The sequence below is a fragment of the Tardiphaga sp. vice154 genome, assembly GCF_007018645.1.
In the GTDB taxonomy this organism is placed as follows: domain Bacteria; phylum Pseudomonadota; class Alphaproteobacteria; order Rhizobiales; family Xanthobacteraceae; genus Tardiphaga.
This window is the reverse complement of record NZ_CP041399.1, coordinates 5,061,093-5,072,284: the sequence shown is the minus strand read 5'-3', so window position 1 is coordinate 5,072,284 and position 11,192 is coordinate 5,061,093. Positions and strand designations below refer to the sequence as shown.

General features: G+C 64.9%; 10 protein-coding genes and 1 pseudogene. 7 read left to right on the top strand and 4 right to left on the bottom strand.

The window, feature by feature from the left end:
* Window positions 1-21: 21 nt before the first annotated feature.
* Window positions 22-648, bottom strand: coding sequence for a glutathione S-transferase family protein (locus tag FIU28_RS23830; protein ID WP_143575580.1), 627 nt, complete (start codon window positions 646-648; stop codon window positions 22-24).
* Window positions 649-792: 144 nt separating this feature from the next.
* Between FIU28_RS23830 and pyrE the strand changes: the two genes are divergently transcribed.
* From pyrE to FIU28_RS23815, 3 genes and pseudogenes are all read left to right on the top strand, one after another.
* Window positions 793-1,356: an orotate phosphoribosyltransferase gene (pyrE, locus tag FIU28_RS23825; RefSeq protein ID WP_143575579.1), complete on the top strand. Its 564-nt coding sequence runs from the start codon at window positions 793-795 to the stop codon at window positions 1,354-1,356.
* A 73-nt stretch (window positions 1,357-1,429) separates the two neighbouring features.
* A pseudogene (locus FIU28_RS23820) lies at window positions 1,430-1,775 on the top strand (sodium:proton antiporter); the annotation flags it as partial.
* A gap of 151 nt (window positions 1,776-1,926) precedes the next feature.
* On the top strand, window positions 1,927-2,736 hold the full coding sequence (locus tag FIU28_RS23815) for a DUF2865 domain-containing protein (protein ID WP_143575578.1): 810 nt from the start codon (window positions 1,927-1,929) through the stop codon (window positions 2,734-2,736).
* Here the strand turns inward: FIU28_RS23815 and FIU28_RS23810 are convergent, their stop codons facing one another.
* Entirely contained in the window at window positions 2,737-3,168 is a 432-nt protein-coding gene (locus FIU28_RS23810) for a hypothetical protein (RefSeq protein ID WP_143575577.1), read from the bottom strand.
* Window positions 3,169-3,458: 290 nt separating this feature from the next.
* On the opposite strand from FIU28_RS23810, the gene FIU28_RS23805 reads away from it, so the two are divergent.
* Window positions 3,459-5,969, top strand: coding sequence for a glycogen/starch/alpha-glucan phosphorylase (locus FIU28_RS23805; RefSeq protein ID WP_143575576.1), 2,511 nt, complete (start codon window positions 3,459-3,461; stop codon window positions 5,967-5,969).
* 34 nt (window positions 5,970-6,003) lie between these two features.
* On the opposite strand, the gene FIU28_RS23800 is transcribed toward FIU28_RS23805, so the two are convergent.
* The gene (locus FIU28_RS23800; protein ID WP_143575575.1) at window positions 6,004-7,338 is read right to left on the bottom strand and encodes a ferredoxin reductase family protein; all 1,335 of its coding nucleotides are present in this window, start codon (window positions 7,336-7,338) and stop codon (window positions 6,004-6,006) included.
* 130 nt (window positions 7,339-7,468) lie between these two features.
* Window positions 7,469-8,683, bottom strand: a complete 1,215-nt coding sequence (locus FIU28_RS23795) for a DNA recombination protein RmuC (protein ID WP_143575574.1) — start codon at window positions 8,681-8,683, stop codon at window positions 7,469-7,471.
* 199 nt (window positions 8,684-8,882) lie between these two features.
* Here FIU28_RS23795 and def point away from each other — a divergent pair, with 199 nt between their 5' ends.
* Genes def through truA form a run of 3 tightly spaced genes read left to right on the top strand, consistent with a single transcriptional unit; the run spans window position 8,883 to window position 11,110 of the window.
* The gene (gene def / locus FIU28_RS23790) at window positions 8,883-9,404 is read left to right on the top strand and encodes a peptide deformylase (protein ID WP_143575573.1); all 522 of its coding nucleotides are present in this window, start codon (window positions 8,883-8,885) and stop codon (window positions 9,402-9,404) included.
* A 36-nt stretch (window positions 9,405-9,440) separates the two neighbouring features.
* Window positions 9,441-10,373 (top strand): methionyl-tRNA formyltransferase, encoded by a 933-nt coding sequence (gene fmt / locus FIU28_RS23785; protein ID WP_143575572.1) that lies wholly within the window; start codon window positions 9,441-9,443, stop codon window positions 10,371-10,373.
* Entirely contained in the window at window positions 10,373-11,110 is a 738-nt protein-coding gene (gene truA / locus FIU28_RS23780; RefSeq protein ID WP_143575571.1) for a tRNA pseudouridine(38-40) synthase TruA, read from the top strand. The genes fmt and truA overlap by 1 nt, the downstream gene beginning before the upstream one ends.
* The last annotated feature ends 82 nt before the right edge of the window (window positions 11,111-11,192 follow it).

Below are 11,192 nucleotides of genomic sequence, written 5' to 3'. Positions count from 1 at the left end.
CGCTTCATCCGGGCTACTGCATCAATCCAGCTTCACCTCGAAACCGCGCTTCACGCCAGGGCGCGCCATCAGCGTTTCGTACCAGCGCGCCACATGCAGGAAATCCGCCAGGTCGACCTTGTGGCGCTGGTGGCGCCAGACCCAGCCGAGGATTGCGAAGTCGGCGATCGACAGCTCATCGGCGACGAAGTCGTGGGTCGCCAGCCTCCGGTCGAGCACGCCGTACAGCCGGCGGGTCTCGTCGGAGAAGCGCTTCAGCCCGTAGGCGCGCTCCGCCTCGTTCTCCAGCGCGATGAAATGATGCACCTGGCCGGGCATCGGGCCAAAGCCGCCCATCTGCCACATCAGCCATTCATACACCGGGATCCGCTGCAGCAGCGGCTTGGGCAGGAATTTGCCGGTCTTCTCGCCGAGATAGAGCAGGATCGCGCCGGATTCGAACACGCTGACCGGCACGCCGTCCGGGCCCTCGGGGTCGACGATCGCCGGAATCTTGTTGTTCGGGCTGATCGCCAGGAAGTCCGGCTTCTGTTGTTCGCCCTTGGCGATGTTGATGGGGACGACGCGGTAAGGCAGCCCCATTTCCTCGAGCGCGACCGCGATCTTGCGGCCATTCGGCGTATTCCACGTATGCAGTTCGATGGTCATGCGGGCTCCCCGGGGGTTTAACGTCTGTAGCATCGCCGGCAGGCCCGGCCAAATTGACCTGCATCTATTGCAGATCGTGCTTCGGCGCTGGAATGTCTGCGCCGTGGGGTCTAGATTGCCGCGACTTCATGGAAAGAGATTACCTTGACCAAATCAGCCGCCCGCGCCCGCCTGTTCGACATCATCCGTGAACGCTCGTTCGGCTATGGCGAGATCACGCTGGCCTCGGGCCGTACCAGCAACTTCTATTTCAACCTGAAGCCGACGATGTGCCACCCCGAAGGGGCCGCGCTGCTCGCCGAGCTGACCTATGACGCGCTGCGCGAGGACAATCTCGATTACGTCGGCGGGCTGGAAATGGGCGCGGTGCCGCTGGCCGGCGCCATCGCGCAATTGTCTTGGCTGAAGAACCACCCGATTTCGGCGTTCTTCGTCCGCAAGAAGCCGAAGGAGCATGGCGCCCGCCTCGCCGTCGAAGGTCTCACCAAGGGCGAGACGCTGGAAGGCAAGCGCATCGTCATCGTCGAGGACGTCACCACCACCGGCGGCTCCGCGGTCAAGGCGCTGGACGCGGTGCGCGAGGCCGGGGGCAATGTCGTGCTGGTCTTTACGATGGTCGATCGCGACGAGGGCGCCGCTGAGACCTTCGCCAAGGCTGGCGTGGAATTCCGCTCGCTCTATAAGGCCGGCGAATTCCTCAAAGGATGACGGGTCACGCGCAGCTTGACGGCGCGGCGCTGTCGCTGTGGTGGGGATTGCTGCTGCTGTCGATTGCGATCGGCTGGTGACGCATGCCGACGGCACGCCGAACATCTCCGCCTACTTCTCGCTGACCGGCGCGCTGTCCTCCTTCCTCGACAATGCCCTGACCTATCTGGTGTTCTTCGAATTCGCCGGCGGCAATGCGAAATTCCTGATGACCACTGGGACGGCCATGCTGGCGGCGGTCTCGGCCGGCGCGGTCTTCATGGGCGCCAACACCTATATCGGCAACGCGCCGAACTTCATGGTCTATGCGATCGCGCGATGCCGGCGTCAGGATGCCGAGCTTCTTCGGCTACATGCTGTGGTCCGGCGCCATCCTGATGCCGGTGTTCCTGTTGACCAACTGGGTATTCTTCCGATGAGGGAAGCTATGGCGTCGGCTCTCCCTCCACGGAGAGAAGGAACGGGGCTCCGCGGTGCCTCGCCTGTAAACCTCTCATTTACCATACCGATGTAGGCTGACTTCGCGTGGGGCGGTGTCCGCCCGGCCTTTAGTGCGTTGCGGAGTTGGCGTTGCGTCACAATCGGAAATTGTCGCGGAAATTCGCGCGTCCCGGCCTGTTCGCCGCCATCGTGCTCGGCCTTGCGCTGTCATTGACGCCGAACCTGGCGGCCGCCGAAGGCTTTTTCGACTTTCTGTTTGGCGGCGGCCCGCCGCAGAAGCAGCAGCCGCGCCGCGGCGCGCCGCCGGAAACCAATTTCTTCGCCGATCCGTTCGGCCTCAACACCCCCGCGCCTCCGCCGCCGCGCCCGATGGCCAGCAGCGGTGGCGGCAGCTCCGGCCCGTCCTTCTGCGTGCGCAGCTGCGACGGCAAGTATTTTCCGCTCGGCCGCACCGCCAGCCCGGCGCAGATGTGCCAGGCGTTCTGCCCGGCCAGCCCGACCAAGGTGTTTTTCGGCAGCACCATCGAGGGCGCCTCATCGACCAATGGCGAGCGCTATGCGGAGTCCGAGAACGCCTTTGCCTATCGCAAGGCGCTGCGCGCCGACTGCACCTGCAACGGCCGCGATCCCGCCGGCCTCGCGCCGGTCGATCTGACGCTGGATTCGTCGCTGCGCCCCGGCGACGTCATCGCGACGTCGAGCGGGCTGGTGGCGTTTTCCGGCGTCCGCACCGGCAACGGCCAGACCGCCGAATTCACCCCGGTGGCGTCCTATCCCGGCCTGACGGCGGACGTCCGTTCCCGGCTCGGCGAGATGAAGGTCGCCCCGGTCGCTGCCGAAATGATCGGCCAGGAAGCGTTGCCCGACACCCCGGCCGTGACCAATGTGCCGAAGAGCGCTCCGGTGGCCCGTCCGGCAAAGCGCGCCGAGCTGCCCTGATCAGCGCCCGACGATGACGCCGATCACATTCGGCGCCGCCAGATACCTGTCCTCGATGGCGGCCCGCGCCGCGGCGCGGTTTTCCGGGGTCAGCAGGCCGCGCTTCTCGGCCAGGATCATCCAGCAATAGCCCCACCAGTCGGTCAGCATGCCGTCATCGTCGATCAGGTCGTAGCCCTGTTCGGCGGCAAAGATCCGCGCATGGGCCTCGTCCAGCGAATCCAGCCAGGCGTGGTCGTCCAGCGTGAACAACTCGTCGCTGACGTCGTCGGTGGTGTAGCCCCACACCGACAGGCAGACCGCGTTGAACTCGCGGTCGATCTGGTCGTCGTCGATCCGGTACTGCCGCGCGACCTGATGCAGCCGCGACAGCGATCGTGCGAAGTCGGCAATCCGGGTCAGGGCGAACTGGTCAAAGGCAATGGTGGACATATGGTCCTCACAAGCTGGGACAGGCGCTAGATATGGAGGGCGGTGGCCGCCGAATCACGATGGTATATCAGTGACTTGCTAAAGTGTTCTTAATTTGTTCCTATATATTTTCGTTCCGGCAAGCGAGCATCGCGAGCGCAAGCCGAGGCGCAATTGAATGAGTTGCCCATTCCGCAGGCAGGGGGGTGGCAAAAGCTCTGCAGGGGGCCGGGTTCCTGATAGGGGCAAAAGCGCGTATGCTGGTCGCCTGAAACACAGCATCGGGGATTGTGCGATTGCCAGACCAGACCATGCCGGCGAAATTTGAGCCCCACCATGCGCCGCTCGACGAGCTGGCGCTGGCCGAGATCAAAAGCGCCATCATCACCAAGCTGACGCTGTCGATCGGCAAGGAAGCCTCGTTCGCGACGCGCCATGACTGGTACAAGGCTGCCGCGCTGACGCTGCGCGACCGCATGGTGCATCGCTGGCTGGTGTCCGAGAAGGAGAGCTACGACAACGGCGCCAAGCGGGTTTATTACCTGTCGCTGGAATTCCTGATCGGCCGGCTGTTCACTGACGCGCTCAACAATATGGGCCTGCTGCCCTTGTTCGAGGCCGCGCTCGGCGATCTCGGCGTCGGTCTCGACGATCTGCGCAAATCCGAACCCGACGCAGCCCTCGGCAATGGCGGCCTGGGCAGGCTCGCCGCCTGTTTCATGGAGAGCATGGCGACGCTGGCGATCCCGGCGTTCGGCTATGGCATCCGCTACGATTTCGGCCTGTTCCGGCAAGTCATCTTGCATGGCTGGCAGCAGGAATATCCCGACGAGTGGCTGGGCTTCGGCAATCCCTGGGAGCTGCAGCGGCCGGAGGTCCTGTACCACGTCCATTTCGGCGGCAGCATCGAGAGCATCGAGGATGGCCGCGGCCGCACCAGCGTGGTCTGGCATCCCGGCGAGACCGTGGAAGCGGTCGCCTATGACACGCCGATCGTCGGCTGGCGCGGCCAGCACGTCAACGGGTTGCGGCTGTGGTCGGCGCGCGCGCCGGACCCGCTCAAGCTCGACGTGTTCAACACCGGCGACTATCTCGGCGCCTCCGCCGAGCAGGCGCGCGCCGAGGCGATCTGCAAGTTCCTCTATCCCAACGACGAGAGCGCGGCGGGCCGCGAACTGCGGCTGCGCCAGGAATATTTCTTCGTCTCCGCCTCGCTGCAGGATCTGGTGAAGCGGCATCTGGAGTCCGACGGCAATCTGCGTGGCCTGGCCAACAAGGCCGCCGTGCAGATGAACGACACCCATCCGTCGCTGGCGATCGCCGAGCTGATGCGGATCCTGGTCGACATCCACAATATGCGCTGGGACGCTGCCTGGCAGATCACCAACGCGACCTTGAGCTACACCAACCACACGCTGCTGCCCGAAGCGCTGGAGACCTGGCCGGTCGAACTGTTCCAGCGGCTCTTGCCGCGCCACCTGGAGATCATCTACCGCATCAACGAGGCGCATCTCGACCGCGCCGACGCCAACATGCCGGGCGACACCGCGTTCCGCGCTTCGGTCTCGATCATCGACGAGGGTGCGGGCCGCCGCGTCCGCATGGGCAACCTCGCCTTCATCGGCTCGCACCGCATCAACGGCGTCTCGGCGATGCATTCCGAATTGATGAAGGAGACCGTGTTCCACGATCTCAACCAGCTCTATCCCGGCCGCATCACCAACAAGACCAACGGCATCACCTTCCGCCGCTGGCTGATGCTCGCCAATCCGAAACTCACCAACCTGCTGCGCGCGACCTGCGGCGAGGCGGTCCTGGACGATCCGACGCGGCTGACGCGGCTGGAGGCCTTTGCCGGCGATGCGGCGTTCCAGCAGGAGTTCGGCCGCGTCAAGCTGCACAACAAAATCGCGCTGGCGCGCGTGATCGGCGAGAAGCTTGGCATCCAGGCCGATCCCAGCGCCCTGTTCGACGTGCAGATCAAGCGCATCCATGAATACAAGCGGCAGCTTCTGAACCTGCTGGAGACCGTGGCGCTGTATCAGGCGATAAAGGACGAGCCCGACAGGGATTGGGTGCCCCGCGTGAAAATTTTCGCGGGCAAGGCGGCGGCGAGCTATCGCTACGCGAAGCTGATCATCAAGCTGATCAACGACGTCGCCGAGGTCGTCAACAACGACACGACCATTCGCGGCAAGCTCAAGGTCGCGTTCATGCCGGACTACAATGTCAGCCTCGCGGAGATCATCATTCCCGCGGCCGACCTGTCCGAGCAGATCTCCACGGCCGGCATGGAAGCCTCCGGCACCGGCAACATGAAGCTGTCGCTGAATGGCGCGCTGACCATCGGAACGTTGGACGGCGCCAATATCGAGATCCGAGACCAGGTCGGCCCGGAGAATATCGCGATCTTCGGCATGGACGCCGCCGAGGTCGTGGCGCGCCGCGCCCGCGGGCTCGACGCCTCCGACGTGATCGGCAAGTCGCCGAATCTCGGCCGCGCCATCACCGCGATCGAGCGTGGCGATTTCTCGCCCGACGATCCCGGCCGCTTCCTGTCGGTCGGCCACGCGCTACGCCACCTCGATCATTACGTCGTTAGCGCGGATTTCGATTCCTATTGGGACGCGCAGCGCGGCATCGATGCGCGCTGGCAGGTGCCATCGGCGTGGAGTCGCGCCAGCATCCTCAACGTGGCGCGGATGGCGTGGTTCTCGTCGGACCGCACGATCCGCGAATATGCCGAGGACATCTGGGACGTGCCGGTCGCCGGCGAGCCGCCATCGTCGCTGGCGCTGCCGCATCTGCGCAAGGGCAGCTAGCAAATTACGGCGTGACGAGATGCGCTGATTTCCATCAGCGCATCTCGAACAGTTCCTGATGAAACTGCGCCGCCGGCAGGCCACGCCCGATCATCGCGTTACGCAGCGAATTGCCGAAGCCCGCCGGGCCGCAGAACCAGATATCGGACTCCTTCCACGCCGGAATCCATTCTGCCAGGCGATCCAGCGTCAACAAGCCGTCGCGGGGCGCCACCACCATGTGGAATCCGACGCCGGCCTTTGCGGCCAGCGCACCGATCTTCTCGATAAACGTCCCGGAAGGAGCGCCGGTACAGTAGATCAGGTCGATGTCGCCGTCGTGATCCGCGGTCGCCAGGGCTGCCAATCGGGCAATGAACGGGGTAATCCCGACGCCGCCGGCGACCCACACCTGACGCGGTCGCTCGCCCGCAAAATCGAACCGCCCGTAAGGCCCCTCGATCGTGGCTTCCTGACCGACCGTGAGTTGGTGGGGCAACGTCCGCGTATAATCGCCAAGCCCCTTGATGCTGAACAGCAGCCGTCCGTCGTTCTGCCACGCCGACGAGACGGTGAACGGATGCGCGCCCTCGCCGTCGCCAAAGCTGACGAAGGCAAACTGGCCCGCATGGTGCCCGGGCCATGCGGTCTCCAGACGTACCGCGACGTCGAGCACCGCATTTTCCTCATAGCGGGCCAGCGATTCAATGCGGCCGACCGATTTGCGCGTGCTGCCGATCCGCCGGAACAGCGCCACCAGCGCGGCGGCGCTTCCGCCGGCGAGCAGCAAAGCGAGTACGGGCCCGAGCGGCATCAGCCAATAGCTGCGGTCGATCAGGATGACGGCGTGAAACACCAGCACCAGATAGATCGGCGCCATCAGGCGATGCGTCGTCAGGAAAGACCGGTAGGGAAACCGCTTCCACAGCGCCAGCACCACCAGCGCCAGCAGCAAATAGAGGCTCCATTCGCCGAGATCGACGGCGATGTCCTTGAGATCGCGAAATGGATCGAAACCGGTGACGACCTCTGCGGCCCGTGGTGGCCGCGCCGGGCGTGTCAGCCAGCCGAGCTGCGTCAGCCAGCCCGGGCCGACTTCGAGCAGCCAGTGAACCACCGCGAGGCTGAGAGCGGTAACGCCAAACCATTTGTGCAGGCGATAGAACCTGTCCAAGCCGCCGAGCGCGCTTTCGATCTGCACCGGGCGCGCCGCCAGCATGACGCCGAGCGACATCGATCCCATCGCGAGCACGCCGGTCAGGTAGATCAGCGCCTTGCGCCACACCCAGAAATCGCCACTCAGCGTTCCATCGGGAACGCTGACGAACCACAGCCCGGCCAGCAGGCCGAGCGATATCGCGACGACTAGCCAAAGTCGGTGGATTTGCATGATAATGCCTCGAAACGGCAATTGTCATCCAGCCGACGCCCCGGCGCATTGATCAAGCACAAACGGCGATCGCCCTCGTTGCGCGAATCTGGGCTGCTTCCGCTACAACGGGCAACTCGATCGGCCTGCCTTATTCTCCGGCGCGCAACTCGCGAGCGAGCGGCGCGAACATATCGGCGGGCTGCGCGGCGGGCCGGGTGGTTGCCGGCGCTTCCGCGGGCTCCGTCTTGCTGAAATCCAGCTCCTCGATCCGTCCGGCGCGTTTCTCGATCTTGTCGGCGGAGATCAGGATCTGGCGGACGTCTTCATTGGCTTGCCCAAAGTGCGTCTGCAACTTCAGCACGCGGTCGCGCAGCCGGCCGAGATCGTCGCCGAGATTCATCACCTCGGTGCGGATCTGGTCGGCGGCGTCGCGCATCCGCGCGTCCTTCAGGATCTGCTGCATCACCTGGATCGCCAGCATCAGCAGCGACGGCGACACCAGCACCACGCGGGCGCGATAGGCCTTCTGGATGATGTCGTCGAATCCGTCGTGGATCTCCGCGTAGACCGATTCCGACGGCACGAACATCAGCGCGGTGTCCTGGGTCTCGCCGGCGATCAGGTATTTTTCGGAGATGTCGCTGACATGTTTCATCACGTCGGCGCGCAGGCGCTGCGCGGCGTATTTCTTTTCCTCGTCAGAGCGCGCGTCGTGCAACGCGGTGACGGCTTCCAGCGGAAACTTGGCGTCGATGCACAGCGGCCGCTGGTCCGGCAGGAAGATCACGCAGTCCGGCCGCTTGCCGGAGGACAGCGTGTGCTGGAACGCATAGGCGCCGTTCGGCATGCCGTCGCGCACGATGGTTTCCATCCGCGCCTGGCCGAACGCGCCGCGCGACTGCTTGTTGGCCAGCACGTCGCGCAACGTGGTGACCTGTGAGGTCAGATCGGTGAGGTTCTTGTGGGCGCTGTCGATGATGCCCAGCCGCTCATGCAGCACGCGCAGGCTGTCCATCGTGTGGCGGGTCGACTGCTCCATGCTTTGCCCGACCCGGTGGGTCACCGAATCCAGTCGCTCGCTTACCGCGCGGGCCATTTCGGCCTGTCGCCCGGCCAGCGCCTGGCCCATCGCGTCGACCCGGCCGGTGGCGACATTCTGCGCCTGCAGCATTTCGCTGAACCGCTCCTCGAGTTCGTCGGCGCGGATCGCCTGCGCCATCGCCAACATGGCACCGCGGCGACCGGAGCGGGCGATGACGATCGCAATCACCAGCAACAGCAGCAGCACGGCTGCGGCAAAGCCGATCAAGGCGGTGGCGGAGCTGATCGGCGTGTCGCCGAGCATGAAGAGGGTGTCATCCATCGGGCTACCCTAGCCGATTCGCGGCACTTTAGAACGAAGCAGGAACGTTTATGGATAACCAAAGGCTAACCAACTTGGTTAACGATTCCTGAAGAAACGCGGTTAACAGATCCTTAAAAGCGATGGTTAACAGCGCGTTAAACTGCCGCGAGGGCTGGGGCGGATTGACCCCGGCAGGCCGTCGCATTACATCGCCGGCATGGCCATTCGTGAAATCATCGTCCTGCCGGACAAACAGCTCCGCCTCGTCTCCAAGCCGATCGAAAAGGTCACGGCGGAGGTACGCAAACTCGCCGACGACATGTTCGAGACCATGTATGACGCGCCGGGCATCGGGCTTGCCGCGATCCAGATTGCGGTGCCGCTGCGTCTCATCACCATGGACCTTGCCAAGAAGGACGACGAGGACGGCGGCAAGAAACCGCGAATCTTCATCAATCCCGAGATCGTCTCGGCGTCCGAGGAATTCTCGGTCTATGAAGAAGGCTGCCTGTCGATCCCGGAATATTACGAAGAGGTCGAGCGCCCGGCGAACGTCCGCTTCCGCTATCTGGATATCGACGGCAAGTTGCAGGAAGAGGACGCCGATGGCCTGTTCGCCACCTGCATCCAGCACGAGATCGACCACCTCAACGGCGTGTTGTTCGTCGACTACCTCTCCAAGCTGAAGCGCGACCGCGTGCTGAAGAAGTTTACCAAGCTGGCGAAGCGGGCGGAGTAGGCTCCTCCCGATCTCGCGCACAGATCGGCTCGCAATATGTCGCTACGTTTGATCTTCATGGGCACGCCGGATTTCGCGGTGCCGACGCTGCTCGAACTCGTCGCCCATGGCCACGAGATCGTCGCGGTCTATACGCGGGCGGCAAAGCCGTCCGGGCGCGGCATGAAGCTGCAGCCGACGCCGGTGGAGCGCGAGGCGACACGGCTCGGCATTCCCGTTCTGACGCCGACCACGCTGAAGACGCCCGAGGCCGAAGCCACCTTTCGCGCGCACAAGGCGGATGCGGCGGTGGTGGTCGCCTATGGCATGATCCTGCCGCAGGCCATTCTCGATGTGCCGGAGTTCGGCTGCTTCAACCTGCACGGCTCGTTGCTGCCGCGCTGGCGCGGGGCGGCCCCGCTGAACCGCGCCATCATGGCGGGTGATGCCGAGAGCGGCGTCATGGTGATGAAGATGGATGTCGGGCTCGACACCGGCGACGTTGCGATGGCCGAGCGCATCAGTATCACCGAGGCGATGACCGCGGAGGATTTGCACGACGCACTGGCGCCGCTCGGCGCCGACCTGATGGTGCGCGCGATCGGCGCGCTGGAGCGCGGCCGATTGCAGCTCAGCCCGCAGAGCGAGCAAGGCGTGACCTACGCCGCCAAGATCGACAAGGCCGAGGCCAGGATCGACTGGACGAGGCCGGCGCGCGAGGTGCTGCGCCACATCCACGGCCTGTCGCCGTTTCCCGGCGCTTGGTGCGAGGTGCCGCTCGACGGCGAACCGACACGGGTCAAAGTCCTGCGCTGCGCGCTGGCCGAAGGCGCAAGCGCGCCGGGCGACCTGCTCGACGGTCAGCTCACCATCGCCTGCGGCGACGGAGCCATTCGCCTCATCGAGCTGCAGCGCGCCGGCAAGCAGCCGATGAAGGCCATCGACTTTCTGCGCGGCACGCCGCTTGCGCCGCCGCTGCGGCTGTCCTGATGCCACGCTACAGGCTGCTCATCGAATATGACGGCGCGCCGTTTTCCGGCTGGCAGGTGCAGGACAATGCGCCATCGGTGCAGGGCGCGCTGGAAGACGCCGTGATGGCGATCTGCGGTGAAAAGGTTCGCGTGCACGGCGCTGGTCGCACCGATGCGGGCGTGCATGCGCTGGGCCAGGTCGCGCATTGCGATGTCGCCCGGCCGTTCGTGCCGGGCCGGCTGCGCGACGGGTTGAACGCGCATCTGCGGCCGCATCCGATCGGCGTGCTGTCGGCCGACATCGTCGCCGACGACTTTGAGTCACGCTTTCACGCGACCAGACGGCATTACGTCTATCGCATCGTCAATAGGCGGGCGAATCTGGCGATCGATCTCGGCCATGTCTGGCGCGTGGCGCGGCCGCTCGATGCGGACGCCATGCACGAGGCGGCGCAGCGGCTGATCGGCAACCACGATTTCACGACGTTTCGCGACACCGAATGCCAGGCCAAGTCGCCGCAGCGCACGCTCGACCAGCTCGACGTGGTCCGCGACGGCGAGGCGGTGAACATCGTCACCTCGGCGCGTGCCTTCCTGCACAGCCAGGTGCGCTCGATGGTCGGCTCATTGGTATGGGTCGGCCACGGCCGCTGGAGTGCGGATGATCTGGCGGGGGCCCTGGCCGCGAAGAGCCGCAACGCCTGCGGCCCGGTGGCGCCGCCGGACGGGCTGTATCTGATGAAGGTGGATTACTAGTTTCTCCCAGGCGCTGAACCGACAGGTGCGCTCCTCGACCTCTCCCCACCGGGGAGAGGTCGACCGGCGAAGCCGGGCGGGT

What these genes read in the sequence shown, in the direction of transcription:
- FIU28_RS23810 (WP_143575577.1), bottom strand. Translation starts at nt 3,168, where the DNA reads ATGTCCACCATTGCCTTTGACCAGTTCGCCCTGACCCGGATTGCCGAC.
- FIU28_RS23795 (WP_143575574.1), bottom strand. Translation starts at nt 8,683, where the DNA reads ATGGATGACACCCTCTTCATGCTCGGCGACACGCCGATCAGCTCCGCC.
- FIU28_RS23800 (WP_143575575.1), bottom strand. Translation starts at nt 7,338, where the DNA reads ATGCAAATCCACCGACTTTGGCTAGTCGTCGCGATATCGCTCGGCCTG.
- fmt (WP_143575572.1), top strand. Translation starts at nt 9,441, where the DNA reads ATGTCGCTACGTTTGATCTTCATGGGCACGCCGGATTTCGCGGTGCCG.
- FIU28_RS23830 (WP_143575580.1), bottom strand. Translation starts at nt 648, where the DNA reads ATGACCATCGAACTGCATACGTGGAATACGCCGAATGGCCGCAAGATC.
- FIU28_RS23805 (WP_143575576.1), top strand. Translation starts at nt 3,459, where the DNA reads ATGCCGGCGAAATTTGAGCCCCACCATGCGCCGCTCGACGAGCTGGCG.
- def (WP_143575573.1), top strand. Translation starts at nt 8,883, where the DNA reads ATGGCCATTCGTGAAATCATCGTCCTGCCGGACAAACAGCTCCGCCTC.
- truA (WP_143575571.1), top strand. Translation starts at nt 10,373, where the DNA reads ATGCCACGCTACAGGCTGCTCATCGAATATGACGGCGCGCCGTTTTCC.